Source organism: Ruegeria sp. CDSA033 (assembly GCF_059612305.1).
Window position 1 is genome coordinate 112,922 of the sequence record NZ_JBXWQI010000002.1, and the last position, 25,810, is coordinate 138,731.

At 58.1% G+C, this 25,810-nt stretch carries 24 protein-coding genes; 8 read left to right on the forward strand and 16 right to left on the reverse strand.

Annotated features, from left to right (window positions below; all coding sequences use genetic code 11):
• Nucleotides 1-26: 26 nt before the first annotated feature.
• The gene (locus tag AC2FLA_RS03835; protein ID WP_108859394.1) at nt 27-1,427 is read left to right on the forward strand and encodes a helix-turn-helix domain-containing protein; all 1,401 of its coding nucleotides are present in this window, start codon (nt 27-29) and stop codon (nt 1,425-1,427) included.
• Between the two features lie 71 nt (nt 1,428-1,498).
• Here AC2FLA_RS03835 and AC2FLA_RS03840 read toward each other — a convergent pair whose 3' ends face one another.
• The 6 genes from AC2FLA_RS03840 to AC2FLA_RS03865 form a co-directional block, all read right to left on the reverse strand.
• Nucleotides 1,499-1,738 (reverse strand): HP1242/YdcH family protein, encoded by a 240-nt coding sequence (locus tag AC2FLA_RS03840; RefSeq protein WP_109313161.1) that lies wholly within the window; start codon nt 1,736-1,738, stop codon nt 1,499-1,501.
• A gap of 91 nt (nt 1,739-1,829) precedes the next feature.
• Nucleotides 1,830-3,488: a choline dehydrogenase gene (gene betA / locus AC2FLA_RS03845; RefSeq protein ID WP_496720646.1), complete on the reverse strand. Its 1,659-nt coding sequence runs from the start codon at nt 3,486-3,488 to the stop codon at nt 1,830-1,832.
• Nucleotides 3,489-3,561: 73 nt separating this feature from the next.
• Entirely contained in the window at nt 3,562-5,070 is a 1,509-nt protein-coding gene (betC, locus tag AC2FLA_RS03850) for a choline-sulfatase (RefSeq protein ID WP_496720648.1), read from the reverse strand.
• On the reverse strand, nt 5,067-5,639 hold the full coding sequence (gene betI, locus AC2FLA_RS03855; RefSeq protein WP_496720650.1) for a choline-binding transcriptional repressor BetI: 573 nt from the start codon (nt 5,637-5,639) through the stop codon (nt 5,067-5,069). The genes betC and betI overlap by 4 nt, the downstream gene beginning before the upstream one ends.
• A gap of 87 nt (nt 5,640-5,726) precedes the next feature.
• Nucleotides 5,727-6,635: a DMT family transporter gene (locus tag AC2FLA_RS03860; protein WP_282151670.1), complete on the reverse strand. Its 909-nt coding sequence runs from the start codon at nt 6,633-6,635 to the stop codon at nt 5,727-5,729.
• Between the two features lie 40 nt (nt 6,636-6,675).
• A complete protein-coding gene (locus AC2FLA_RS03865) occupies nt 6,676-7,275 on the reverse strand; it encodes a LysE/ArgO family amino acid transporter (RefSeq protein ID WP_496720652.1) in 600 nt (199 codons plus the stop codon).
• Nucleotides 7,276-7,361: 86 nt separating this feature from the next.
• On the opposite strand from AC2FLA_RS03865, the gene AC2FLA_RS03870 reads away from it, so the two are divergent.
• Nucleotides 7,362-8,258, forward strand: a complete 897-nt coding sequence (locus AC2FLA_RS03870; protein ID WP_496720654.1) for a LysR family transcriptional regulator ArgP — start codon at nt 7,362-7,364, stop codon at nt 8,256-8,258.
• On the opposite strand, the gene AC2FLA_RS03875 is transcribed toward AC2FLA_RS03870, so the two are convergent.
• A complete protein-coding gene (locus AC2FLA_RS03875; protein WP_282119075.1) occupies nt 8,255-9,526 on the reverse strand; it encodes an MFS transporter in 1,272 nt (423 codons plus the stop codon). The genes AC2FLA_RS03870 and AC2FLA_RS03875 overlap by 4 nt on opposite strands.
• Nucleotides 9,527-9,682: 156 nt before the next feature.
• The gene (locus tag AC2FLA_RS03880) at nt 9,683-10,423 is read right to left on the reverse strand and encodes a YebC/PmpR family DNA-binding transcriptional regulator (RefSeq protein ID WP_058275643.1); all 741 of its coding nucleotides are present in this window, start codon (nt 10,421-10,423) and stop codon (nt 9,683-9,685) included.
• A 110-nt stretch (nt 10,424-10,533) separates the two neighbouring features.
• Between AC2FLA_RS03880 and AC2FLA_RS03885 the strand changes: the two genes are divergently transcribed.
• From AC2FLA_RS03885 to AC2FLA_RS03900, 4 genes are all read left to right on the forward strand, one after another.
• Complete coding sequence (locus AC2FLA_RS03885; RefSeq protein WP_496720656.1) at nt 10,534-12,306, forward strand: SLC13 family permease; 1,773 nt, start codon at nt 10,534-10,536, stop codon at nt 12,304-12,306.
• Nucleotides 12,307-12,322: 16 nt separating this feature from the next.
• The gene (locus tag AC2FLA_RS03890) at nt 12,323-13,057 is read left to right on the forward strand and encodes a glutamine amidotransferase (protein ID WP_496720658.1); all 735 of its coding nucleotides are present in this window, start codon (nt 12,323-12,325) and stop codon (nt 13,055-13,057) included.
• Between the two features lie 72 nt (nt 13,058-13,129).
• Entirely contained in the window at nt 13,130-13,987 is an 858-nt protein-coding gene (locus tag AC2FLA_RS03895) for a bile acid:sodium symporter family protein (protein WP_496720660.1), read from the forward strand.
• Between the two features lie 11 nt (nt 13,988-13,998).
• Nucleotides 13,999-15,660 (forward strand): FAD-binding dehydrogenase, encoded by a 1,662-nt coding sequence (locus tag AC2FLA_RS03900; RefSeq protein ID WP_496720662.1) that lies wholly within the window; start codon nt 13,999-14,001, stop codon nt 15,658-15,660.
• Nucleotides 15,661-15,674: 14 nt separating this feature from the next.
• Here the strand turns inward: AC2FLA_RS03900 and AC2FLA_RS03905 are convergent, their stop codons facing one another.
• The 3 genes from AC2FLA_RS03905 to AC2FLA_RS03915 form a co-directional block, all read right to left on the reverse strand.
• Nucleotides 15,675-16,415 (reverse strand): YbaY family lipoprotein, encoded by a 741-nt coding sequence (locus tag AC2FLA_RS03905; protein ID WP_496720664.1) that lies wholly within the window; start codon nt 16,413-16,415, stop codon nt 15,675-15,677.
• Nucleotides 16,416-16,513: 98 nt separating this feature from the next.
• Entirely contained in the window at nt 16,514-18,292 is a 1,779-nt protein-coding gene (locus AC2FLA_RS03910; protein WP_496720666.1) for an SLC13 family permease, read from the reverse strand.
• Between the two features lie 90 nt (nt 18,293-18,382).
• A complete protein-coding gene (locus AC2FLA_RS03915; RefSeq protein ID WP_496720668.1) occupies nt 18,383-19,198 on the reverse strand; it encodes a TIGR00282 family metallophosphoesterase in 816 nt (271 codons plus the stop codon).
• An 89-nt stretch (nt 19,199-19,287) separates the two neighbouring features.
• On the opposite strand from AC2FLA_RS03915, the gene AC2FLA_RS03920 reads away from it, so the two are divergent.
• Nucleotides 19,288-19,521, forward strand: a complete 234-nt coding sequence (locus tag AC2FLA_RS03920; RefSeq protein WP_058275635.1) for a putative hemolysin — start codon at nt 19,288-19,290, stop codon at nt 19,519-19,521.
• 5 nt (nt 19,522-19,526) lie between these two features.
• On the opposite strand, the gene AC2FLA_RS03925 is transcribed toward AC2FLA_RS03920, so the two are convergent.
• Nucleotides 19,527-20,090: a 5-formyltetrahydrofolate cyclo-ligase gene (locus tag AC2FLA_RS03925; RefSeq protein WP_496720670.1), complete on the reverse strand. Its 564-nt coding sequence runs from the start codon at nt 20,088-20,090 to the stop codon at nt 19,527-19,529.
• The gene (mgtE, locus tag AC2FLA_RS03930) at nt 20,087-21,481 is read right to left on the reverse strand and encodes a magnesium transporter (protein WP_496720672.1); all 1,395 of its coding nucleotides are present in this window, start codon (nt 21,479-21,481) and stop codon (nt 20,087-20,089) included. The genes AC2FLA_RS03925 and mgtE overlap by 4 nt, the downstream gene beginning before the upstream one ends.
• 140 nt (nt 21,482-21,621) lie before the next feature.
• On the opposite strand from mgtE, the gene guaD reads away from it, so the two are divergent.
• Entirely contained in the window at nt 21,622-22,911 is a 1,290-nt protein-coding gene (guaD, locus tag AC2FLA_RS03935; RefSeq protein ID WP_496720674.1) for a guanine deaminase, read from the forward strand.
• Here the strand turns inward: guaD and AC2FLA_RS03940 are convergent.
• The 3 genes from AC2FLA_RS03940 to AC2FLA_RS03950 form a co-directional block, all read right to left on the reverse strand.
• Nucleotides 22,908-24,242, reverse strand: coding sequence for an 8-oxoguanine deaminase (locus tag AC2FLA_RS03940; RefSeq protein ID WP_496720676.1), 1,335 nt, complete (start codon nt 24,240-24,242; stop codon nt 22,908-22,910). The two genes, guaD and AC2FLA_RS03940, sit on opposite strands and share 4 nt — an antisense overlap.
• 114 nt (nt 24,243-24,356) lie before the next feature.
• Nucleotides 24,357-25,148, reverse strand: coding sequence for a histidinol-phosphatase (gene hisN / locus AC2FLA_RS03945; RefSeq protein WP_496720678.1), 792 nt, complete (start codon nt 25,146-25,148; stop codon nt 24,357-24,359).
• Nucleotides 25,149-25,192: 44 nt separating this feature from the next.
• Nucleotides 25,193-25,564, reverse strand: a complete 372-nt coding sequence (locus tag AC2FLA_RS03950; protein WP_109313179.1) for a helix-turn-helix domain-containing protein — start codon at nt 25,562-25,564, stop codon at nt 25,193-25,195.
• Nucleotides 25,565-25,810 lie beyond the last annotated feature (246 nt).

Genomic DNA, 25,810 nt, shown 5'->3' on the forward strand with positions numbered 1-25,810 from the left:
AATTAGGAAAGTTGCAAAGGCCCAACATGGCGACTCAGAAACTCTATGCAGGTGCAAAGCTACGCGAAATGCGTACGCGTTTGTCACTGACCCAAAAGGAATTTGCCGCCAAACTGGGTGTTTCCCTGCCCTATCTGAACCAGATGGAGAACAACAACCGTCCGATTTCGACTACGGTCGTTCTGGCGCTGGCGCAAGAATTCGGAATGGATGTCACCGAGTTGAGCACCGGCGACAGTGAACGCCTGGTCTCGGACATGCGCGAGGCATTGGCCGATCCGGTCTTTGACGACGCTGTTCCGCCACTCGCCGATCTCCGCCTGACGGCTTCAAACGCACCCGCTCTGGCACGAGCCTTCATTGCCCTGCACCGCACCTATCGTCAGACGCATGAACGCCTGGCCTCCCTTGACGAAGCATTGGGGCGCGAAGACGCGCAAATCCAGGCCAGCCCATGGGAGGAAGTGCGAGACTTCTTCCACTATTGCGACAACTATATCGACGCGATGGACCGCGCAGCTGAACGATTTGCCGGGCGCGCCGAGGATGCCGGTGGCATACGCGCTGCAGCCTTGGACAGCCTCGCGGAGCGCGGCATCCGGGTCCAATTCCCGGACATCGATGAAACCCGAAAGTACGACCCAGAAAACAAAACACTGCAGCTTTCGTCCAGAACCGCACCACAAACTCAGGTGTTTCAGTTGTTGTTGCAGGTTGCACTGATCAGTCAGGACAAACTTCTTGAAGCAACGCTAGATTTTGCCAAATTTCACAGCGATGAGGCCCGTGCCATTGCCAAGATCGGGCTGGCAAATTACTTCGCCGGCGCATCACTGATGCCTTATGCCAAATTTCTGGCCACAGCACAGGAATATCGTCACGACCTTGAACTGCTTAGCAACCGGTTTGGCGCATCGATCGAACAGGTGGCGCACAGGTTGTCGACCCTGCAACGCCCTGGCGCAAAAGGCATTCCTTTTTTTTTCGTTCGCGTTGATCAGGCCGGAACGATCACCAAAAGACACTCGGCCACACGCCTGCAATTTGCCCGGTTCGGCGGCGCCTGCCCCCTATGGAACGTCCACCGCGCTTTCGAAACGCCCGGCCACTTCCTGCGGCAGCTGGCAGAAACACCCGATGGTGTTCAGTATATCTCTTTGGCTCGGGACGTGTCGAAATCAGGCGGCTCATACGGCGCACCTGTCCGTCGCTATGCCATTGCCCTAGGGTGCGAGGTGCGCCACGCCGAGGCGCTGGTTTATGCCGACAATCTGGATTTCAACAACGCCAGCGCCTACGAACCAATTGGCATATCCTGCCGCATCTGCGAGCGGCCGAATTGTCATCAGCGATCGGTCCCGCCTTTGGAAAGACGTCTGACAATCGACGCCCATACCCGCGGCACCTTGCCCTATGAAGTCACCTGATCTTCACCTGACCTAAAATAATCCGGGGGAGCCGAGGCGTGCCGCGACGGGGGCAGAGCCCCCGCCATTTCTCAGGACTTGGACAAGATTGCCCAGATCTCGTCTTTCAGAACCGCACGTCTTTTACGCAGATCTGTCTCAGCGATATCATCCATCGGTTCGACATTGGTTTCGGCACGATGAACCTCGCGGTTGATCTCATGATACTCGTCCGCCAGCCGTGAAAAATGAGCGTCCGTTTGCTTAAGCTGGCTCATCAGCTCAACCTTGTCCGGAAACTCTTCGGCCAGTTCGTGCGGGGTGTGGGACATTCCTGTTCGCTCCTGAAAATATGTCGTTACGATTCAAGTCTATTCGTCCCGGCCCCGTCAAGCTTTGACGCGGATCAAATCATGCCGTCTTTCACCGTTGGGCAACAGCCCATTGCGGGTGAATCCAAGGGCGGTCATTGGCAGAAGGCAAAGCTTCCTTGCCCAACAGATGGTCGGACATCTTCTCACCCACCATGATCGACGGCGCGTTCAGATTGCCATTGGTGATCTGCGGAAAGATCGAGCTGTCGGCAACACGCAAGCCATCCACACCAATCACGCGTCCCTGCGGATCGACCACAGCATTTCTATCATCCGCCCGGCCCATACGGCAGGTTCCACAGGGGTGATAAGCACTTTCAGCATGTTCGGCGATAAAGGCATTAAGCGCTTCGTCAGACTGCACATCTGCACCCGGTTGGATTTCTTTACCGGAATAAGGTTTGAACGCATCCTGTCCGAAAATCTCACGCGTCAGGCGAATACAGGTGCGAAAATCTGCCCAATCCTCTTCATGGCTCATGTAGTTGAATCGGATCACTGGCCTGTCTTCGACATTGGCTGACCGCAGCGTCACCGCCCCGCGCGACGGCGAGCGCATCGGTCCGACATGCGCCTGGAACCCATGACCTTCGGCCGCCGCCTGGCCATCATAGCGAACGGCAATTGGCAGGAAGTGATATTGAATATCCGGGTATTCCACGCCCGGTTTGGACCGAATGAAAGCCGCACTTTCGAATTGGTTGGATGCACCCAGACCGGTTTTTGTGAACAGCCACTGCGCCCCGATCAGACCTTTGCTGATCAGATTCCAGTGTTTGTACAGCGTGATCGGCTGTAGGGATGCCTGCTGGATGTAAAGCTCCAGATGGTCCTGAAGGTTCGCACCCACACCCGGGCGATCCGCCACGGTGTCGATCCCATGCTCGGCCAGATGCGCTGCCGGACCGATGCCTGACAACATCAGCAGCTTGGGAGAGTTGATGGAGGACGCGGCAAGAACCACCTCGCGCCGGGCGCGGATGACCTCAGTCTTGCCACCTCGGATCAATTCGACCCCGGTTGCGCGGCCGTTTTCAATGACCACTTTTGAGGCCAGTCCGCGCACGATATCGCAGTTATCGCGCTTGAGCGCAGGTTTCAGATACGCATTTGCCGCCGACCAACGCCGTCCTTTCCAGACGGTTTGCTCCATCGGGCCGAAGCCTTCCTGCTTTTCACCGTTATAGTCGCCGGTAACTTCGTATCCCGCCTGCTGACCCGCATCGACGAAAGCCTGAAACAGAGGGTTCTCGCGCGGTCCGCGCGAGACATGCAGCGGACCATCGGTGCCGCGCCATGTCGGATCACCACCATGTCCACCGTCATGCCAGGTTTCCATGCGCTTATAATAGGGCAGCACATCCGCATAGGACCAGCCATCGGCACCCATCTCGGCCCAGGTGTCAAAATCGCGCGCGTGGCCACGTACGTAAACCATGCCGTTGATCGATGACGATCCACCGATCACCTTGCCGCGCGGGCAGGCCAGTTCGCGGTTATTCAGGTGCGGCTCGGGCTCGGACTTGTAACCCCAGTCATACATCGGCATGTTCATCGGATAGCTCAGCGCCGCTGGCATCTGGATGAACGGTCCGGCATCGGTGCCACCATGCTCGATCACCAGAACCGAGGCCCCCGCCTCGCTCAGGCGATATGCCATCGCGCAACCTGCGGATCCTGCGCCGACGATGACGAAATCTGCTTCCATTTTCAGGTCTCCATATCCTGCCGAACTGCGTTTTGAACCGTTCGGCAGGAGTATTTTCAAAAAGGTGAAGAGGTTACTCGCCGCGTGGGTAGCGGGCGTTTTCCTCGACGACATTCAGATCCATGTGATTGCGCATGTAGCGCTCGGATGCCTTCTGCAGTGGCTGGTAATCCCATGGGTAATACCCGCCCTGCCGCAGCGCCTCGTAAACAACCCATCGGCGCGCCTGGCTGGCACGGACATCCGCGTCGAATTGATCCAAGTCCCAACGCGCCTGAGATTTCGCGCGCAGAGTTTCAAGCGTGCCTGCTTGTTCGGGGTTTTCCGCGAGGTTTTCCAACTCATGCGGGTCAGCCTCAAGATCGTACAGCTGATCTGGGTCCAATGCGCAGCGATTGTATTTCCACTTACCGTAGCGCAGCGAAACCAGCGGCGCATACGAGCCTTCGGCCGCGTATTCCATCTTCACCGGAGCAGTCCGTTCGGTGCCATTGGCCAGTGGCACAAGGTCTTCGCCATCGGTCCACGGCGCGATCTCGGCCATGTCTACACCCGCCAGTGCGCCAAGGGTTGGCGTGACGTCGATTGTCGAAACCGGTGTGTCGATACGGCCTGCCGGCATATCCGGCGCGGCAATCATCAACGGCACACGTGCCGACCCCTCGTAGAAGTTCATTTTGAACCACAGGCCCCGTTCTCCCAGCATGTCGCCGTGATCAGAGACAAACATGATGATCGCCTCTTGCCGGGTTGTTTCCAGCACCTCTAGGATTTCACCGATCTTGTCGTCCAGATATGAGATATTGGAAAAATACGCGCGGCGCGACTTGCGGATGTCTTCTTCTGTGATGTCGAAGCTGCGCCAATCATTGGCATCAAAGATGCGCTTTGAGTGCGGGTCCTGATTGTCATAACCAATGTCCGCAATCTCGGGCTGCAGGTGCTCGCAGTCTTCGTACAGATCCCAATACTTGCGGCGCGCCACGTAAGGGTCGTGCGGGTGGGTAAAGCTGACGGTCACGCACCACGGGCGGTCATCCTTGCCGCGCGCCAGATCATAAAGCTTGGCCTTGGCGTTGTAGGCGACCTCGTCGTCATACTCCATCTGGTTGGAAATCTCGGCCACGCCTGCGCCCGTCACCGAGCCCATATTGTGGTACCACCAGTCAATCCGTTCACCGGGCTTGCGGTAATCCGGCGTCCAGCCAAAATCAGCCGGGTAGATATCGGTTGTCAGGCGGTCCTCAAACCCGTGCATCTGATCTGGGCCGACAAAGTGCATTTTGCCGGACAGGCAGGTGTAGTAGCCCGCACGGCGCAGATGGTGCGCATAGGTTGGGATGTCGCTGCGGAATTCTGCGGCGTTGTCATAAACACCCGTGCGCGAAGGCAGCTGACCGGACATGAAGCTGGCCCGCCCTGGCGCGCAAAGCGGCGAAGCCGTATAAGCATTGGCAAACCGGCTCGATCGCTCAGCCAGCTTCTTCAGGTTCGGAGCGTGAAGCCAGTCAGCGGGACCGTCTGGAAAGAGGGTCCCGTTAAGCTGATCCACCATCAGGATCAGAATGTTCGGTTTTGTCATTTTTCAGCCTCGAGCAGAGTGTTGAGGACACGCATCGCGTGATTGACCGCCAACTGCGGTTCTTCCGGCGCGCTAAGTGCGGCGCGGATATACAGCCCATCGATCAGGGCGATCATGTTTTCGGCCGCTTCAGCCGGATCGCTAAGCAGCGGGCGCAGAGCATGGGTTAGGTTCGACCGGATGCGCGCCTGATAGATTTGCCACAGGCGCAAGGCGTCATCATTCGTTTGGGCCAACACGTAAAACGTCATCCACGCAGCGATGACATCCGGTGTGAAACACGATGGTGCAAAACAGGCCCGAATAATGGCCTGCGCACGCTCCCGCGGGACAGCATTCTTCAGCTCCTGCCTAGCCTCGTCGGCAAAGTCCGACAGGATGCGGCGCATGGCGGCCAGAAATATCTGATCTTTGCCACCGAAATAATGATGCGCCAGCGCGCTGGACATGCCTGCCCGTTTGGCAATCTGGCTGACCGTTACATCAAGGGATTTCTTCGACCCGAGCTCGGCAATTGTTGCCTTGACGATCGCGTCACGGCGGATTGGCTCCATTCCGAGTTTCGGCATCGCTATCCCCTCATTGCGTATTTGAGAAAACGCTAAGGGGTTTTTATTGACTCGCCAATCAATAACGTTTCATGCGACCGCCAACGGTCAGAGTTTGGGTGCGATACTGGGGGTCGTCAAGCTGCTGCGGTTCAAAACCGCTTCGCGCCAGGCAATGAAACTGACCGCCAACAGAATCACCGTACCACCCGCGACAACCCAAATGTCGATGCTTTCGTTGAAGACCAGCGCGCCCAACAGGGTGGCCCAGATCAGCTGCAGGAACGTAACCGGCTGTGTGACCGCAACCGGGGCCGCCTTAAGTGCGATCGTCATGAAATAGTGGCCCGCCGTGGCAAAACTGGCCACCAGAAACAGCACTCCAAGGTCGCGCAAGCTGGGCGTGGTCCAAACTGCAATCGCAAAGGGGATCAAGGCTATGGTCACCCAGATCGACATATGCGCCACAACGACCGACGGCGGCAGATCACGCACAAGCACTTTGGCGATCAGATAAGATCCGCCCAAGGTCAGGGCCGTGCCTAGCATGGTGATATGACCCAGGGAAATCTCACGAAAACCCGGCCTTAGGATGATCAGAACGCCAACCAGTGCCACGCCAATCGCGGCGATCCGACGGATGGCCAGCTTCTCGCCCAGAAACAACGCGGCCCCCAACGTGACATAGACCGGCGTCATGTAGTTCATCGCCGTAACCTCAGCCAATGGGATCTGGGTCATTGAGAAGAACCACAGCATCACTGCAAATGCGTGGACGACACCGCGTGTCCCCAGCAATACGATGTGGCTGCGTGTAAGGTGGGTTTTCAACACCAGGCGCAACGCTGGCAACAGAAAGATCAAGCCGAAGGCAAAGCGTAGGAACGCAGCCTGCGTAGGGTCCATCGTGGAGCCCAGCGACTTTACCAACGCGGTCATGACCACAAACGACAAGCCTGCCGAAAACATCCAGAGCATGCCAGCCACGGGGCGGTGTTGGGCGGTTAAAGTTGACATGTTAACGGTTGAACACCGAATACTTGGTAGAGGCAACCCGTCACATCAATACGAGCTTTGCAGCAATTGCCAGCATGACCACGCCGATTATTAAATCCAGCACCTGCCACGCCCGTGGTCTTGTGAAAATCGGGGACAGCATCCCTGCCCCGTAGCCCAGCGAAAAGAAGAACACAAAGCTGGACGTCATTGCCCCAAGCGCAAAGGCCAGCCGATCCTCATACTGCGCCGAGATTGACCCAATCAGCACAACTGTATCCAGATAGACATGCGGATTCAGCCATGTGAACGCAAGAACGGTCAGCAGAACAGATTTCAGGCTGACCCGCTTACCCTCGCCGATCTCCATCACCGCTCCGCCGCGCCAGGCCGAACTCAGGCTGCGCAAACCGTACCATATCAGGAAGATCGCCCCGCCATATCGCATGACGGTCTCGAACCAGGGCAACGCGTGCGCCAATGTTCCGAAACCCGCAACGCCCGCGGCTATGAGAATGGCATCAGAAACCGCGCAAGTCAGGCACAGTGGGAATACGTGCTCGCGCCGCAATCCCTGACGCAGAACAAAGGCGTTTTGCGCGCCAATGGCGAGGATCAGGCTGAAACCAAGCACAAAGCCTGCGATCAAGGATGTGGACATGAAACCTCCGATAGTCTGAGGCGTTGACTACTTGCTTACCGAACATCTATCAAATTAAAGATACTGACCTGAATTAAGTCTGTCTAATGCTACTGGATCCAAACCACCTGACTGCGCTGTCTGCCATCCTGCGTCATGGCAGTTTTGACGCGGCCGCCTCAGAACTTGCGGTTACGCCTTCCGCGGTTTCACAGCGGATCAAAGCGCTGGAAGACCTTGTCGGCGCAACCCTGATCAATCGGGGAACGCCCTGCACGGGTACTCCGATGGGTTTGCGCATCGCTCAACACGCCGAGGACATCGGGTTACTTGAGACGCATCTGGCCCGCGAACTGACGCTTGATCAAACCAACGGCCCCGCGCGTGTGCGCGTCGCCGTGCCAGCCGACGTCCTGGCGACGTGGTTCATCAATGTCATGTCTCAGGTTGACGGCCTGCTGTTCGATCTGGTCGTTGACGATCAGGATCATTCGGCGGAATGGCTGAGGCGCGGAGAGGTCAGCGCCGCCATAACGGTCGGAGGTGATACAGTCCCAGGCAGCGACGCCGTCGCCCTTGGCGCCCTGCGGTACATCCCCACGGCCAGCCCCGATTTCATGCGCAAATGGTTCGCGGACGGTGTAAATGTCGAGACGTTGTCCCGCGCCACCTGTTTGACATTCAACCGCAAGGATGGGCTGCAAAAAGCCTGGATTACCCGGCAGACAGGTCAACGGCTATCACCCCCTTCGCATTTCCTGCCGTCCTCTCAGGGATTTGTAGAAGCGGCCATTGCGGGGATTGGTTGGGGAATGAATCCGGAAAACCTTGCGCTCTCAGCGCTGGAAGACGGCCGGTTATGCCCTTTGGTACCGGGCGCGCATCTTGACGTAGGGCTGACCTGGCAGGTGGGTCGTGTGCTATCCACGGCGTTGGCCCCGCTGACTGACGCAGTCAAACGCGCCGCCAATGGTGCCCTGCTTCCTGCTGACACGGCAGATTAGGACTGAACCGCTTTTTTCTCGCTGGGAATAACAACACGGTAACAGGCGACCGCCGCGAAAACGCTTGTGGCGACGATGAAGGCGATTGCCCAGGCGACCTCGTGCAAATGCGCAACGCCTGCCAACGCGGCCGAGAGCAATACGCCAGAGATCCGGCAAATGCTCTTGATCGCTGCGGCACCTTTGACCCTCTGATCTTTTGGGGCAACGTCCAGGAAGTACAGCTTGCGGGCACTGCTGATCCCTGTCACCGCAACAGTGACAACGAACAAGGCAATGGCGTGTAAGTGAACGTCATGGTCCATGCCCAGAAAGTGCACGGACAAAAGCGCACCGCCCGTCAGTGCCACCATCAGGTTCCCGGTGACCATCACGGCGCGATGCGATTTCATGTTCACCAATTGCCACAGTGGGGCAGATACAAGATACCCCGACGCCGACGACACGATCATCGCCGTCAGCCCTCTGGCCGAATCGTGGTGCGCTTCGGCTGCGATCAGCGCAAAGAACGGTACGGACAGGGATACGACAACAAGCGGCATGCGCATGATCATGTAACGGCGGAACCAGTGCTGATCGAACATTGCAGCGATATCGGTGAAGTTATCCAGGAACTTTCGCTTCTTGACCCGTTGCGCGCCCTGTTCCTGGGTGGGACCGGCGGTTTCGGACATCATTAGAATCGACAGGCCGGATAGGACAAAGAATGTTACCGAAACGGCGATGACTGCGGAATGGCGCGAAAACGGTGGGTTTTCTTTGGTGATCTCGTGAACCAGCAACGCCAATCCGATTGCGCCCAATCCACCCACCCCCAGCTGCAGATAATGCATGATCATCCGCGATTTGGAGCGCACCTGATCGCCCAGCAGATCGGTATACATCAGCGACTGAATTTCTTCGATCAAACCGATCATGAAAAATGCCGCGACAAAAGCCACACCTATGACCGGAACAACACCTGTTGAGGCCACCAACAAAGCCAAAATCAGGCAGGCACCGATTGCGACCTCAGTCATCGCGATTGCACGTTTCTTGCGGTCACGCGCTGCGATGGGATACGCGAGGAAAACATCCGAGATCATGCTGCCAACCATCCGCACCGACACCAGCGCGCCGGCTATGTACATCGGAAGCTCAAGCGACACGGCCAGAAATGGCAAGACCACGGATGGGCTGCCTAGGGTCCACGCCACCTGAGACAGAATGCTTTGCCCAGCCAGGACCGGAACGTTTCTTTTCGATGTGTCCAGTGACTTGTCAGTCATATGCGCGCTTGGGTTCCTCGGCTCGCAAAAGGGCGCGCCACTTGGGTTTGATCAATCCATGGTACTCAGTTCCACGCAACCGGCCAAGAACCCCCTGTGTCAAAAATGAAAACCCGGCCAAAGACCGGGTTTTTCGTGCTTTTCTTGCAATGCGGATCAGAGCTGAGCCATGACTTCGTCCGTGGCTTCGAAATTCGTCGTCACGCGTTGAACGTCATCGTCGTCTTCCAGCGCATCGACCAATTTCATCAGTTTTTGCATGTCTTCCAAACCCAGCTCGGTTGTCGTCGTGGGCTTCCAGATCAGCTTGGTGGAATCCGTTTCCCCCAGCGCAGCTTCAAGGGCGCTCGACACTTCGTTCAGGTCCGTATCGGCACACCAGATGATATGCCCTTCTTCCGAACTTTCGACATCTTCGGCACCAGCTTCGATTGCTGCTTCGAACACGGTGTCCGCGTCGCCGACGGAACCCGGATAAACCACTTCGCCCTTGCGTTCGAACATGAAGCCAACTGAACCGGTTTCGCCCAGGTTGCCGCCGTTCTTGGAAAAAGTCGAACGCACGGTCGAAGCTGTGCGATTGCGGTTGTCGGTCATCGTCTCGACGATCACCGCCACACCGTTCGGGCCATAGCCCTCATACCGGATTTCTTCGTATTCATCGCCTTCGCCCGCCGTCGATTTCTTGATCGCGCGGTCGATGACATCTTTTGGAACCGACTGTGACTTGGCCTCTTTCACGGCCAAACGCAGCCGTGGGTTTTTTTCAGGATCCGGGTCGCCCATCTTGGCAGCGACGGTGATCTCTTTCGACAGTTTGGAAAACAGTTTGGACCGCGCGGCGTCCTGACGCCCCTTGCGGTGCTGGATGTTGGCCCATTTGGAATGGCCTGCCATATTGCGTCCTCGTCATCGTGATTGCGTATTCGGCGCTCATATAGACGTTTGCGGGGCAAAGGATCAAGAGAGCGGCTTGCGACAGTCGCCGCGACAGGTATGGTGGCCGCATGACGACAGACCAGATTATTCTATTTTCCCTTTTCGCCGCTGTGTTTGGAATGCTGCTTTGGGGGAAGTTTCGATACGACCTTGTGGCCTTCACCGCGCTATTGATCGGAGTTACGCTGGGTGTTGTGCCGGTCGATGACGCCTTTGCCGGGTTCGGACACCCCGCCACGATCATCGTCGCTTTGGTCCTGGTTGTCTCGGCCGGGTTGGTGCGTTCGGGCGCTGTTTTCCTGATCACCCGGACGCTGGTCGATGCCTCGCGCGGGCTTGGCGCGCACATCGCGCTGATGGGCGGGATTGGCGCTGTTCTGTCAGCCTTTATGAACAACGTGGCCGCTCTGGCGCTGCTGATGCCGGTCGATATCCAAACTGCGCGCAAGGCCGGGCGGCCGGTCGGTCTGACCCTGATGCCGCTGAGCTTTGCCACTATTCTGGGCGGCATGGCCACGTTGATTGGAACACCCCCTAACATCATCATCGCCTCAATCCGGGCTGAGACATTGGGTGAACCGTTCCGAATGTTCGATTTCGCCCCCGTCGGTGGATTGGCAGCGATTGCCGGGCTGGCATTTGTCGCGCTGGTCGGATGGCGGTTGATTCCCAATCGCGGAACACAGGAAGAAGCCTCGGAAACCCTTGCCGAATACATCGCGGAACTGACAGTCCCGCCAGAGTCGCCGCAAATCGGAAAACGAGTCAGCGAACTTTATGAGGCCGCCGAGAAATCCGACGTGGCCATCATCGGCCTTATCCGGGATGGCAAACGGCGCTATGGCCGGTCGGCCCATGCGACCATCAAACCGGGCGACGCATTGGTGCTAGAGGCCCGCCCCGAGGCGCTGGACGAATTTCGCACTGCGCTGAACCTCGATTTCTCGGATACCCGCCGTCAGGAATTGCTGACCGCTGAGGGGGACGGTCTTGAAGTGATTGAGGTTGTTGTGCCGTTGAACGCGCGCGTCACTGGTCGCACCGCGCAAGGGTTGGGTCTGGCCTGGCGTCAAAGCACCGTTTTGATGGGGATTTCACGTCAGGGCCGCCGCATCACCGAACAGGTCCGCAAAACTCAGATTGAGGCGGGCGACATTCTGTTGCTGCTTTGCCCGCGTGACCGCAGTGCCGATGTAACCGAATGGCTGGGTTGTTTGCCGCTGGCTGAACGCGGTCTGAACGTCACCGCCAACGAAAAAGCGTGGCTTGCCATTGGCTTGTTTGGTGCAGCTGTTCTGGCGGCCAGCGTCGGGCTGATCTACCTGCCCATCGCTTTGGGGTTGGTCGTTGTCGCCTATGTTCTGACCAAGATCATGCCGATTGCCGATATCTACAATCATATCGAGTGGCCCGTTGTCGTTCTGCTGGGCTCGATGATCCCGCTAGGCAGCGCGTTGGAGACGTCCGGCGGTACAGAACTGATTGCGAATGCGTTGATTCAATTAACCGACGGGCTGCCGGCGTGGGCCATTCTGACCGTTTTGATGGTGGTCACCATGACCCTGTCAGACGTGCTGAACAACACGGCCACGGCCATTGTTGCGGCTCCGGTCGGTATCCAGATGGCCCGCACGCTTGAGGTTTCACCCGACCCTTTTCTGATGACCGTCGCCGTCGCAGCCTCGGCCGCGTTCCTGACACCGATTGGGCACAAGAACAATACGCTGGTTCTAGGACCCGGAGGGTATCAATTTGGCGACTATTGGCGCATGGGGCTGCCGCTGGAAATCCTGATCATTGCGGTTTCCGTTCCAGCCATCCTTGTGTTCTGGCCACTGTGACGGATAAAGGCCTTTCATGAAACGCTTTCTGATCCTGCAACTGCGCCCGGAAACCGATGCTTCGGATGCCGAATATACCTCGATTCTGAACAAAACGGGGCTGACTCCCGATCAGACCCATCGAATCCGTTTGGATTGTGAGGCTTTGCCCGACGATCTGGATGTCACGGATTATGCTGGGGTGATTGTTGGTGGTGGACCGGGATGCGTCAGTGACGACCCCGCAACCAAATCCGAAGCCGACGCGCGCATTGAAGGCGGCATCATGGGATTGATGCCGCAGATCATCGCGCAGGATCATCCCTTCATGGGCTGTTGTTATGGGCTGGGCATTCTGGCTGCCCATCTTGGCGGTGACGTCAGCAAAGAGAAATACGGTGAACCTGTCGGACCTTCGACCTGCCACCTGACTGCAGACGGAGCGCAAGACCCGCTAACGGCAGGGCTGGCCGGAACATTCGACGCCTTCGTGGGCCACAAAGAGGCCGTGCAGGCGCTGCCGAACGGGTGCATCCACCTGCTGGCCTCGGACCCCTGCCCGTTTCAGATGATCCGCTGGGGGCAGAATGTTTATGCCACGCAATTCCACCCCGAGGCGGACGCGCGCGATTTTGAACAGCGCATCAATATCTACAAGAACCACGGCTATTTTCCGCCCGAAGACGCCCAGCGCCTGATCGACATTTGTCACGCAGCGGAGGTCACGCAACCGGCCGAAATCCTCCGCAGATTTGCCGAACGCTATGGGTGACCCAACGGCGTTATTGCCTGATCCACGACCGCTCGCTTAGGGTGACCCGAACGGCTTTGGGAGGAGTTGTTCTTGGATCTTCTAATAAATGTCGGCCTGCCACTTTCGCTGGCCATTATCATGCTGTCTCTGGGCGTTGGGCTGGAAGTCGCCGATTTCCGCCGTGTCCTTAGCCGGCGCTATCCTTTCGCCATCGGTGCGTTGTGCCAGGTTGTGCTGCTGCCAGTCGCAGCCTTTGTCACGGTTACATTGTTTGCTTTGCCGCCCGAGATCGCTGTCGGCTTCATGATCCTCAGTTTTTGCCCCGGCGGTGTGACCAGCAACATCCTGTCGAAACTGGCCAAAGGTGATGTCGCCCTTTCGGTCAGTTTGACAGCCGTCATCAGCCTGCTTTCGATGGTTACCGTGCCCTTTCTTGCCGCCTGGTCAGTGAACTATTTCATGGGCGATGCGGCACCCGAGGTGTCCATCTCAGGGCTTGCCATCGCCATGTTCCTGATCACCACGCTACCCGTGGCGCTTGGCGTCACACTTCGCAGCTTTGCAACAGATTTTGCAAAGCGGATCGAGCCCGCGCTGTCCAAGCTTGCGACCGTTCTGTTCGTGCTGATCGTTGTGGCTGCTCTGGCTGGAAACTGGCAACTGTTTGTCGACAACCTCGGCGTCATGGGCGCTGGGTTGATTACATTGAACATCGCGCTTTTGCTGATCGGGCTAGGGCTGGCGCGTGCGGCAAAGCTGTCGTGGAACGAAAGCAAGACTGTTTCCATCGAAACCGGCATACAAAACTCGACACTTGGGATTACACTGGCTGCATTGATCACGGCGACGGAAAGCGGGTTCAGCCCGCTGGCCCTGCCGTCGGCGGTATACGGGATCACGATGTATGCCGTAGCACTGCCCTTCATCCTTTGGTTCCGCCGCCGCTGAAAGGACATGACATGACCAATAATACTGCCGATGCCATCGTCGTGGGGGCTGGGCTTGCCGGGTTGGCCGCAGCTGCCGAACTGGGCGACCGGGGCAAGAAGGTGATCGTGGTCGATCAGGAGCCCGCGCATTTCCTCGGTGGCCAGGCGTTTTGGAGTCTCGGCGGCCTATTCATGGTCGACACGCCGGAACAGCGGCGCATGGGGATCAAAGACAGCTATGATCTGGCACTGCGCGACTGGATGGGCAGCGCGCAGTTCGATCGTGACGAGGACGCATGGCCCAGGAAATGGGCCGAGGCCTATGTTGAATTTGCCGCCGGCGAGATGCGCCCTTGGCTGCATGACATGGGCCTGCGCTGGTTTCCGATTGTCGGCTGGGCCGAACGCGGTGGATCATATGCGGATGGTCACGGCAATTCTGTGCCCCGCTTTCATATCACCTGGGGCACCGGCCCCGGTGTTCTGGAACATTTCAAACGCCGAGTGCGTGACCATGTCAGCAACGGGTTGATCGAGCTTAAATTCCGCCATCAAGTCAGCCACATCATCATGCAGAACGGCGCTGCCAAAGGCGTCTCGGGCGAAGTTCTGGCAGACGACACCGCACCCCACGGCGCCAAGACCAACCGTGATGAGGTCGGCGAGTTCGAATTTTACGCCCCAGCCGTCATCGTCACGTCAGGTGGCATCGGAGGCAACTTTGAAATGGTGCGCAAAAGCTGGCCGCGCGACCGTCTGGGCGAGCCGCCAAAGGACATGGTCGCAGGCGTGCCATTCCACGTCGATGGACGCATGATTGGCATCAGCGAAAAGGCTGGCGGTCATGTGATCAACGGCGACCGGATGTGGCATTACACCGAAGGCGTGCGTAACTGGAATCCGATCTGGCCATCGCACGGTATTCGCATTCTGCCCGGCCCAAGCTCAATGTGGTTCGACGCCGAGGGAAACCGGTTGAAACCGCCATGCCTGCCGGGTTTTGATACGTTGGGGACGTTAAAGGAAATCCTGAAAACCGGTCATGAATACAGCTGGTTCGTTCTGACCCAGAAGGTAATCAAAAAAGAGTTCGCCCTGTCCGGGTCTGAACAGAACCCCGACATGACGGACGGTGGTTGGAAAGAAGTTCTGTTCCAACGCATTCTGACCGGGTCCAAGGCCACCGCTCCGGTCGAAGCATTCAAGGAACACGGCGAAGACTTCATCGTCGCCAATACCTTGACCGAGCTTGTTAACGGCATGAACCATCTGGGCGGAGGGCTGATCGATGAGGCGCATCTACGCGCCCAGATCGAGGCGCGCGATTCCCAGATCGACAACCCGTTCACCAAGGATGCGCAGATGGCCGCCATTCTGGCCGCGCGCAACTACCGTGGTGACAAGCTGATCCGGACGGCCAAGCCGCACAAGTTCCTTGATCCGGCCAATGGCCCGTTGATCGCTGTGAAACTGCACGTGCTGACGCGCAAGACGCTGGGTGGGCTTCAGACCAATCTGGACAGTCAGATGGTGGGCGCAGACGGTCAGGTCGTTCCCGGCCTGTTCGCAGCCGGAGAGGTCGCGGGTTTCGGTGGCGGTGGCTATCACGGCTATAACGCGCTCGAAGGTTCATTCCTGGGCGGCTGCATTTTCTCCGGCCGCAATGCAGGACGGTCAAGGGCCGTCGCGTGACGGCCCGTTAAGCCTTACTGTTCCCGGGCAAACTGAACGACGGATTGCCCGGCACTGTCCAGCAACACCAGCGTATCGCCTTTGAACGCATATGCTGTCGCCCCTTGTAGGGCTTTGAAAAATTGCCGCTCAACTTCATCCAGTGGGGGCGGACAGGCCATCAGGGTGGCAGCCATGTTGTCGGGGAATTCAATATTGTTGCCCGCAATCTCGGCTTGGCCGGAAAACCGGTTACATCCACCGCTGCCTGAGAACGCGCCATCCTTGGCGAATGAAAGCGCGGGGCGCCTTTCGGTCTCAAGTGCTGCGCCATTCAGGCCGGTTGCGGTCCAGTTGGTGTTCTCCAGCACGGCTGCCCCGGGCGGCTGTACTTTCACCAGCATCAGTTCGGTCGTGTTCCCGGCCCCATTGGTCAAAACAGGATAGGCAGTATCGGTTGTGAACAAAAGCTTGTCGCCCTGAAAGATCGAACCACGCACCACATAGCGCATCCCCTCTTGAATAAGGGCGTCGTCATAGCTCAGCTCGAATTGTGCTGGTACTCCGGTCAGCGCATATCGTTTTGCCGACAGGGTCACCGACGGTGCGTCCGCGCGCGAGACGTCCTGCAATTGCACGTAAAGCGTCGCATCCGGTGGTACGGCGATACGCTCGCGATATGCTGCAGTGCCTTCGATCGTTCCGCCGATGGCCGCGCTGCTCAGCATGGCTGATGTGGCCGCAACCGTAAGCGCAGTATATCCGGTCTTGAGCATTGGCGTGCTCCTTTTCGCAAAATCACTTATTCAAAACATTGTATGAGGTTTTGATTTTACAAGGACTTCGCCGGAAAACCAGCGGTTCCGTGCCGAACTCAAAGCGGCCAGATCAGAGGGATCAGCAGCGAAGCCAGCAAACCCACGGTCAGATTCAGCGGCACGCCAACTTTCAGAAAATCTGTGAACCTGTACCCACCGGGGCCGTAAACCATCATGTTGGTCTGATATCCGATCGGCGTCGCGAATGAGGCCGAGGCTGCAACCATGACCGCCACCACCAGAGGGCGCGGATCAACGCCCACTGCCTGCGCCAAACCAATGGCAATCGGCGTCACCACAACCGCCACTGCGTTATTCGACACCAGCTCTGTCAGCACAGAGGTCAGCAAGTATACCGCCCAGATGATCAGGAATGGTGGCAGGGCACCAAGACCCGGTGCCACGGCTTCGACAATTAAAGAAACTGCACCGGATTTATCCAAGGCCGCGCCTATGGCCAGCATTGAGAAGATGAGGGCGAGCAATCGTCCTTCGACAAAGGAAAACGCCTCATCCGCGTCGATGCAGCGCGTAATCAAAACTATCGCAACAGCAAGGATCGACAGTAGCAGGATCGGTGCAACACCCAGCGCCGCCAGCACAACGATCCCGGCCAGCGCCCCGATGGCAACCGGCGCGTGGCTGCGGCGGAATGCGCGGGCCGAAGGTTGGGTCACATCGACCATATCCATATCGGCCGCCAGTTTCCGGATATCTGCAGGTGAACCCTCCAGTAGCAGCGTGTCACCGACCCGCACGACCAGATCATCCAATTGCCGCCCGATATTCTGGTTTCTCCGATGCACCGCCAGCACATAGACGCCATAACGGCGGCGTAAACGCATCGCGCCCAACGTCCGCCCCACCATGCGGCAACCCGGAGTGATCAGCACCTCGACCGTTTTCGTCTCAACCGCCGAGACCTGATCGACACGCTTAAGCTCCCTATTGGTTTGCAGGCTCAGCAGTTCCGTCATCTCAGTCCGAAGAACGACACGGTCGCCAACTTTCAAAGCGACGCCCTTGAGGTTGCGCCGCAACGACTCGTCGCCGCGCACGACGTCGATCAGGCGCACGCCAGGACGTTTGAACAGCTGCACGCCCGTCACCTCACGTCCGATCAGGTTGCTGTCGGGGGGAATGACAGCCTCGGTAAAGAACTTCATCTTCGACCGATCGCTAAGCATTGTCGCCATGCTGTCCCGTTCCGGCAGCAGGCGCGGCGCGACAAACCGCAGGTAGAACATGCCGTAAATGACCAGCGCGATGCCCAGCGGCGTGACCTCGAAGATCGTAAACGGGGCCATCCCCTGGGACCGCGCAACGCCATCAACCAACAGGTTGGTCGAGGTCCCGATCAGGGTCAGCGTACCACCCAGAATGGCCGCATAGCTAAGCGGGATCAGCAGTTTCGAGGCCGACACGTTCAGCGTCCGCGCGATCTGAACGAATACGGGGATCATGACGACCACGACAGGTGTGTTTGAAACCACCGCCGAGGCAAAGACAACAAAGGCCATCAGCGTCGCGATTGCGACCTTGGGACTTACCTGTGCCTGTTTCTGTGCGGTCGATGTGAATGCGTCCAGTGCTCCGGTACGCACCAATGCTCCCATGATGATGAACATCGCGGCAATCGTCCAAGGGGCCGGATTTGACAGAACGGCGAGTGCGCTTTGGTAGGGCAGAATGCCCGTCACCAGCATCACGGCCACGCCACCAATTGCGACCACTTCAGTCGGATAGGATTCGCGCAGGAACATGATGAACATGCCTGCAACGACCAACAGCGCCAGTATCGCGCTTCCCATTTCTGTCAGTTGAAGGAATTGCATTCTTGGTATTCTGTCCGAACCCTGGCCTGGCTTACGCGCCCGTCAGGCAGTTTCACGCATTGCGCGCGACAGAGCAAGCCTGACGTGCCCTTACTGTGGGCCAGCTTGCTGTAGCCGCCCACCAATGCGCACCATTTGAACAGATTTCGCCTGACCGTCACGGTCATCGGTTTCAACGAACACTCCGCTTAGCGTGGCCTCGCCATTAGCCGGAGTGAACCGGGCTTTGGGCATACCGGTGATAAACCGGCGCATCGGTTCCAGCTTGTCCATGCCGATGACCGAGTCATAATCGCCACACATGCCCGCATCCGTCAGATAGGCCGTGCCACCCGGCAGGATTTGCGCGTCAGCAGTCGGCACATGCGTATGCGTGCCCACAACAAGGCTGGCGCGTTTGTCGCAATAGTGGCCCATGGCCATCTTTTCGGATGTGGCCTCGCAATGCATATCAACGATCACAGCCTGCGCCTGTCCGCCACGCGGGTGCGATTTCAGGATCGGTTCAATCGCCGAAAACGGATCGTCGAAGGGGCGTTTCATGAAGACCTGCCCCAACACCTGAACCACCAGAACCTTGCGCCCACCGGGCGCAGTGTACAACCGGTGCCCCCGGCCCGGCGCTCCTTTGGCAAAGTTTACCGGGCGCACGATACGGGGTTCGCTTTCGATGAATTGCAACATGTCCTTCTGGTCGAACGCGTGATCGCCCAGTGTCAGGCAATCGGCCCCGGCATCCAGCAGCAGCTTGGCGTGATCCCCGGTCAGACCCATCCCGTTTGATGCGTTCTCGCCATTGACCACGACAAAATCCAACCGCCATTCGTCGCGCAGACGCGGCAAATGTTGCTGAATGGCCGCGCGTCCGGCGCGGCCCATCACGTCACCCAGAAAAAGTATCCTCATTCGAACTGTCCTAAGTGTGGTATCTCTCAAGCACAAGTGGTTAAGCTGGCAGAATAAACCGCCAAAGAACATAATGCAGGAGATTTCCCATGCGCCTTGCACTTCTGACCGCCGCCAGTTTGACCGCGCTTTCAGCTTGCGACCAGCCTGCTTCAAACGACTCGTCCACCCAGCTGGCGAACCCGGCAGCAACCTTTTGCGTTGAAAGCGGCAATCGTTACGAGATCCGAGATGGCGAAGGCGGCCAGATCGGCATCTGTATCCTGCCCGATGGCACAGAAGTGGACGCGTGGGAGTACTTTCGCGAAAACAGCCCAACCTGAGGCGGTCAGGCCAGAAACGTCAGTACCCGGCTTTCAGTGATGACCATATCCAACGGCTGATCCGTGGGTTCCAGCGGCAGCCCTTCGGCCTCTTGCGCATCAAAGGCAAAGCCAATGGCCAATGTGGGGCGCTTGGCACGCAATCCCTCCAGCGTGCGGTCATAAAAGCCGCCACCATATCCCAGTCTTCCGCCTTGCGCGTCAAAAGCAACCAGCGGCACAACGAGAATTTCGGGGTCAAAATAATCGTCAATCTCGGGAACCTTGGCGCCGAACGGGCCGTCTTTCAACACGACCTCGGGCGTCCAGCGCGAAAACCGCAACGCCTGCCCGGCGGCCTGAATGACCGGCACACCGACCGGACCATAAGCCGCAGCCTCGGCCATGGCGGGCAAAGGATCAATTTCGGTGCGGATCGGCATGTACCCCGACATCGGGACGCCGCGATGCCCCGCAAGCACTTCGGACAACCGCCCGGCCGCCCCTGGCAGACGCGCATCAAACGCGACCTTGCGGCGTGCAAAAGCTGTCTTGCGCGCGGCGGCTTTGATTTCAGTCAGATCGGTCACAGAAGCACCACGCTGGCAAGTCCAAGAAAGATGAAGAACCCCATGACGTCTGTTGTGGTCGTTACAAAGGTTCCCGATGCCAACGCCGGGTCAACGCCCAGACGATCCAGCACAACCGGTACTACCGTACCTGCAAAGCCTGCGATCGCCATATTCACGACCAAGGCCGAACCGATCACGACACCCAGCAAGGGTGAATCGAACCACATCATACCGACAGTCCCCAAAATGGTCGCGAAACAAAGACCATTGAGCACACCCACAAGCAATTCTCGCCGGATAACGCGCGCCACGTTTGATCCGGTCAGGTCGCGCGTTGCAAGCGCCCGCACCGCAACCGTCAGTGACTGCGTCCCGGCATTCCCCCCCATCGAGGCAACGATCGGCATCAGGATTGCCAGTGCCACCAACTGATTAATCGCCGCCTCGAACTGCGAGATGACCAGTGACGCGCATATTGCGGTACACAGGTTGACAGCCAGCCACGGTAAGCGCCGCCTACTGGTTGCGGCGACACTGTCGGACAGCGAGCTTTCGTCGCTGACACCGGCAAGGCGTAACATGTCCTCTTCGTATTCTTCGTCCAGAACAACCATGGCGTCATCAATGGTAATCACGCCGACCAAACGCCCATCGGCATCGACCACCGGGGCGGAAATCAGGTGGTACTGGTTAAAGGCGTAGGCCACATCCTCTTCGTCCTGATCGACGGGGATGGTGTGAAATTCCTCTTCGGCGATGTCGTGCAACGGCACTTCGCGCCGGGTTGCCATCAGCTTGCCCAGCGTGACCTGTGCCACCGGTTTGAGCCGCGGATCAACCAGAACAACGTGATAGAACTGTTCCGGCAAGTCATCATTGGCGCGCATGAAATCGATGGTCTGCCCCACGGTCCAATGCTCGGGCGACATGACCACCTCGCGCTGCATGAGGCGACCGGCTGAGTTTTCCGGATAGGACAGCGCCTGTTCCGCGGCGATCCGCTCGGAATCTTCCAATGCGCCCAGGATTGCTTCTTGCTGGGGCTCTTCAAGGTCTTCCAGCAGGTCGACAACGTCATCGCTTTCCATGTCCCGCACGGCGTCGGCCAGAACGTCGGGGCGCAGGACACTGATAACCTCTTCGCGGACGGACTCATCCAGTTCGGATAAGATATCGCCATCGAATTCCTTGTCGTAAAGACGGATCAAACGGCCACGGTCATAGGGATTAATCTGTTCAAGAAGGTCAGCAATGTCCGCCGGGTGCAGCGGCTCCATCAGCTCGATCAGCTTGTCGCGATCTTCCACATCAACCGCATACAGGATCGCGGCAACCATCCGACGATCCAGCGCATAGGCGTCATCGTCGCCTGCGGAATCGATTACGGGTTCATCATAGCCTGTCGTCATGTCTGCCCCCGGTTGGTTCGCGCATTGACCCCTAATTAGAAGAAGCAGCTACCGGAAAACAATGACAATGCGCCGATTTACCGACAAGTTTCGCCCCACTATGCTGTTTCGCAGTCCCATACAGGCGGAGATGAACGGAAATGGCGCAAAAAACGCTGCTGAAAGGGCGTGTCCTGAGCTTCAACGGATCACCATTCGAAGGTGAGCCGACAGAGGCTGTGACAATCAGCGAAGCGGTCTTGATCGAAGACGGCCGCATATCTGCAGTCGGTGATGCTGACAATCTGATCTCTGCGAATCCCAATGCCGAAGTTGTAAACCACGGTCAACACGTGATCATGGCTGGCTTTGTGGATGCGCATGTCCATTACCCACAGACCGCCATGATCGCCAGCTGGGGCAAGCGCCTGATCGACTGGCTGAACACATATACCTTCCCCGAGGAAATGAAGTTCGGGAATCCCGACTATGCAGCCGAGATTGCCAACCGTTATTTGGATCTGACGGCGTCGCACGGTACCACGACAATGTGCAGTTTCTGCACCATCCACCCCGAAAGCGTCGACGCATTCTTCACAGCCGCCCAGCAACGCCGGCAGCGTGTGGTGGCAGGCAAAACCTGCATGGATCGCAACGCGCCCGAAGGGCTGCGGGATACCCCGCAGACGGCCTATGATCAATCGCAGGCGCTGCTTGAGAAATGGCACGGTGTCGACCGGATATCCTACGCCATCACACCACGGTTCTCGCCCACATCCACGCCCGAACAGCTTGAGGCGATGGGCGCACTGTGGGCCGAACACCCGCATTGCCTGATGCAAACACACCTGAGCGAGCAGACAGACGAAATCTCATGGGTTCATGAGCTTTTCCCTGATGCGCGAGACTATTTGGATACTTATGAAAAGTTCGGACTGCTGGGCTCACATGGCGTTTACGGCCATGTCATCCACCTGGAATCGCGCGAACGTGACCGGCTGCGCGAGGTTGACGCCTCGTTGATCCATTGCCCGACCTCGAACACCTTTATCGGATCCGGCTTGTTCGACATGGACGGGCTGATGGGCGAAGGGCACCGGGTTGGTCTGGCAACAGATACTGGTGGCGGGTCGAGCTTTTCAATGCTGCACACGATGGCCTCGGCCTATGAAATCGGGCAGCTGCGCGGCTCGCCGCTGCACGCGGCACAACTGCTGTGGCTGGGCACGGTTGGCTCGGCCCGTACGCTGCGGATGGATGATTGCATTGGCAATGTCGCACCGGGGATGGAGGCTGATCTGGTCGTTCTTGACCTCGCCTCAACCCCCGCAATTGCCCAGCGTGAAGCCTGCGCCCTTGATCTGTGGGAGGCGATCTTTCCTACGATCATGATGGGCGACGACCGGGCGATTGCCGAGGTTTGGATCGCCGGTCGCCGCGTGTCTTCCTAAGCCTGCAAAGTACGGGCCAATTGGGTCTGCCGTTCGATCACGCGCGGCAGGTCCAACGTCGTGACATGCCCGTCGCGCACGATCTGGCGGCCTTCGACAAACAGGTGTTTCACCTTCATCGGTCCGGCCAACAGCAATGCGGCCGGGTCCCAGCTGCCTGCACTTTCGATACCGCGCGTGTCCCATATGGCGATATCAGCGCGCTTGCCGGGCTCTAGCCGACCACAATCAGGGCGGTTCAGCACGTCCGCCCCGCCGCGCGTCGCGATTTCCAGCGCTTCACGCGAGGACATGGCATCCGCACCTCTGGCAACGCGCTGCAACAACATAGCCTGACGCGCTTCGAGGATTAGGTTCCCGGAATCATTGCTGGCCGAACCATCGACACCCAGCCCGACGGGAACACCCTGGTCACGCATGGTCCGCACCGGAGCAATTCCCGATCCCAAGCGGCAATTGGAACACGGGCAATGAGCCACCCCCGTTTGGGTTCTGGCAAACAGATCAATCTCTGCCCCGTCCAGTTTCACGCAATGTGCGTGCCAGACGTCTGATCCGGTCCAACCCAGATCTTCGGCATATTGACCGGGGCGACACCCGAACTGCGCCTGCGAATACGCAATGTCCTCATCATTTTCCGCCAGATGAGTGTGCAGCATCACACTTTTGTCGCGCGCAAGGATTGCCGTGTCGCGCATCAGGTGCCTGCTGACGGAAAACGGGGAACATGGCGCCAACCCTACCCGGCACATCGCCCCGTCGGATGGATCATGAAACGCGTCAACCACGCGGATCATGTCGTCGAGGATTTCGGATTCGACCTCGACCAACGCATCTGGGGGCAATCCTCCGTCGCTCTCACCGATACTCATCGCGCCGCGGGTCGGATGGAATCGCAGACCAATTTCGGCGGCGGCAGCGATCGTGTCGTCCAGGCGCGCGCCGTTGGGATACAGGTAAAGGTGGTCAGAGCTGAGCGTGCAGCCCGACAAAGCCAATTCCGCCAGACCAATCTGAGCCGACACAAACATCTCTTCAGGGCCGAACCGGGACCAGATCGGATAGAGTGTCTGCAACCATCCGAACAGCAGTGCATCCTGCCCGCCCGGCACAGCCCGCGTCAGGGTTTGGTACAGATGGTGATGGGTATTCACCAGCCCGGGCGTCACAACACAACCCGCAGCATCGTGGATCTCACCGTCGGTTTGCAAGTTGTGGCCGATCTGCGCGATCTGCCCCCCCACGATCAGAATGTCTGCGCCCGACAACTCTTGCCGCGCGTCATCCATCGTCAGAATGGTATCTGCATTTTTGATAAGGATTTCGGTCAATTCGCCCTCCTGCAACAGCCCGTCTCATGCAAGAAGTGCAAAGGCTGGCGGAAAACGGGCATAAGAACCAGCCGCGTAGAACCTACCCGACCGGCCAAATTGCGGCAACCAGTTTCAATAGTTGCGCAGGATTTCCAGTGCGACCGCGTGCAGTTCGGGATTCGCCGCCGCCAGAGCCCGCCCGCCATTATGGGCCGGACCGCCCTGCCAGTCGGTCACAACCCCCCCCGCAGCCTCGATTACTGCGATAGGGGCCTGAATGTCATAGGCGTTCAGGCTGGATTCGATCACCAGATCAACCTGCCCGGCCGCCACCAGCGCATAGGCATAGCAATCCATGCCATAACGGGTCAGCTTTGCTTGCCGGGCCACCGCTTCGAACCCTGCGCGGTCCTCGGGCGTCCCAACCTCTGGGAAGGTCGTGAAAACAACCGCCTGATCCAAAACGGATGTCGCGCGCGTTTTCAGCGTCGCCGTTCCGGATGGGCCGGTGACCTCCGCAATATCCGCCGAACCCACAAACCGTTCGCCGATATAGGGCTGGTCAATCACCCCCATGATCGGGCCGTCAGATGTGCTGAGCGCAATCAGAACCCCCCAAGTCGGAGTACCACTGATAAACCCGCGGGTACCGTCGATGGGGTCCAGAACCCAGGTCCGTCCGCTGGAGCCTTCTTCGCGACCAAACTCTTCGCCGAAAATGCCATCTTCGGGCCGATAGCGCGCCAGAACCGCGCGCATCGCCGTTTCGGCGTTGCGGTCGGCGATAGTGACGGGGTCAAACCCATCTTCCAGTTTGTTCGTGGTGTCCAGATTGGTTTGCCGAAAATACGGAAGAATGGCCGCACGCGCCGCGTCGGCCATTTCTTCGGCAACTTCCAGATCGCTTAGAGAGGTCTTTTGCATGCGTAACCCGTGAGGCGCGCACGGTTTGGAGTCAACCCGCTAAATTATGCGACGTCGCTGAGAACCCGAGCAAGCTCGAACAGGCGGCGGCGCTGGTTTTCGGGAATCGCGTAATAGGACCGGACGAGGTCCAGCGCTTCCTTGTCCCCCATCAGATCGGCAGGAACCGACTTTTTGCCAGAGGTCTCTTTTTCGGCCTCTTCCAGACCTTCAAAGAAAAAGCTGACGGGAACGTCCAATGCCTCGGCAATGTCCCACAGGCGAGACGCGCTGATCCGGTTGGCCCCAGTTTCATACTTTTGAATTTGTTGAAACTTAATACCAACTTGCTCCGCCAGCTGCTGCTGGGTCATGCCAATCAGCCAGCGGCGATGCCGGACGCGCTTGCCCACATGGACATCGACGTGATGGGTCATTGGTATTCTCCTCTTTTACACACAACTACCTGGGGCGCGCGTTGCTTTTTATCGCAACACTAGCGAGTCGCACTTAACCACTCCCTAATTTGGAACATACCCCCAAAACAGTACCATAGCGCAATATTGCCGCATTTGGGTAATTTTTCAAGAAGGTTGAATCTGTTTCGGGTCACAAAGATTTAGGGTTGTGTGTTTTTAATGCTGGGAAAGTCCCCACACCCACCACCATACATCTGAAACCAG

Coding starts and splice junctions, on each gene's coding strand:
- AC2FLA_RS03840 (WP_109313161.1), bottom strand. CDS start 1,738: ATGTCCCACACCCCGCACGAACTGGCCGAAGAGTTTCCGGACAAGGTT.
- AC2FLA_RS03870 (WP_496720654.1), top strand. CDS start 7,362: ATGCTACTGGATCCAAACCACCTGACTGCGCTGTCTGCCATCCTGCGT.
- AC2FLA_RS03915 (WP_496720668.1), bottom strand. CDS start 19,198: ATGAGGATACTTTTTCTGGGTGACGTGATGGGCCGCGCCGGACGCGCG.
- AC2FLA_RS03860 (WP_282151670.1), bottom strand. CDS start 6,635: ATGTCAACTTTAACCGCCCAACACCGCCCCGTGGCTGGCATGCTCTGG.
- AC2FLA_RS03910 (WP_496720666.1), bottom strand. CDS start 18,292: ATGCAATTCCTTCAACTGACAGAAATGGGAAGCGCGATACTGGCGCTG.
- betA (WP_496720646.1), bottom strand. CDS start 3,488: ATGGAAGCAGATTTCGTCATCGTCGGCGCAGGATCCGCAGGTTGCGCG.
- AC2FLA_RS03920 (WP_058275635.1), top strand. CDS start 19,288: ATGCGCCTTGCACTTCTGACCGCCGCCAGTTTGACCGCGCTTTCAGCT.
- mgtE (WP_496720672.1), bottom strand. CDS start 21,481: ATGACGACAGGCTATGATGAACCCGTAATCGATTCCGCAGGCGACGAT.
- betC (WP_496720648.1), bottom strand. CDS start 5,070: ATGACAAAACCGAACATTCTGATCCTGATGGTGGATCAGCTTAACGGG.
- AC2FLA_RS03900 (WP_496720662.1), top strand. CDS start 13,999: ATGACCAATAATACTGCCGATGCCATCGTCGTGGGGGCTGGGCTTGCC.
- AC2FLA_RS03885 (WP_496720656.1), top strand. CDS start 10,534: ATGACGACAGACCAGATTATTCTATTTTCCCTTTTCGCCGCTGTGTTT.
- guaD (WP_496720674.1), top strand. CDS start 21,622: ATGGCGCAAAAAACGCTGCTGAAAGGGCGTGTCCTGAGCTTCAACGGA.
- hisN (WP_496720678.1), bottom strand. CDS start 25,148: ATGCAAAAGACCTCTCTAAGCGATCTGGAAGTTGCCGAAGAAATGGCC.
- AC2FLA_RS03835 (WP_108859394.1), top strand. CDS start 27: ATGGCGACTCAGAAACTCTATGCAGGTGCAAAGCTACGCGAAATGCGT.
- AC2FLA_RS03880 (WP_058275643.1), bottom strand. CDS start 10,423: ATGGCAGGCCATTCCAAATGGGCCAACATCCAGCACCGCAAGGGGCGT.
- AC2FLA_RS03865 (WP_496720652.1), bottom strand. CDS start 7,275: ATGTCCACATCCTTGATCGCAGGCTTTGTGCTTGGTTTCAGCCTGATC.
- AC2FLA_RS03905 (WP_496720664.1), bottom strand. CDS start 16,415: ATGCTCAAGACCGGATATACTGCGCTTACGGTTGCGGCCACATCAGCC.
- AC2FLA_RS03875 (WP_282119075.1), bottom strand. CDS start 9,526: ATGACTGACAAGTCACTGGACACATCGAAAAGAAACGTTCCGGTCCTG.
- AC2FLA_RS03890 (WP_496720658.1), top strand. CDS start 12,323: ATGAAACGCTTTCTGATCCTGCAACTGCGCCCGGAAACCGATGCTTCG.
- betI (WP_496720650.1), bottom strand. CDS start 5,639: ATGCCGAAACTCGGAATGGAGCCAATCCGCCGTGACGCGATCGTCAAG.
- AC2FLA_RS03950 (WP_109313179.1), bottom strand. CDS start 25,564: ATGACCCATCACGTCGATGTCCATGTGGGCAAGCGCGTCCGGCATCGC.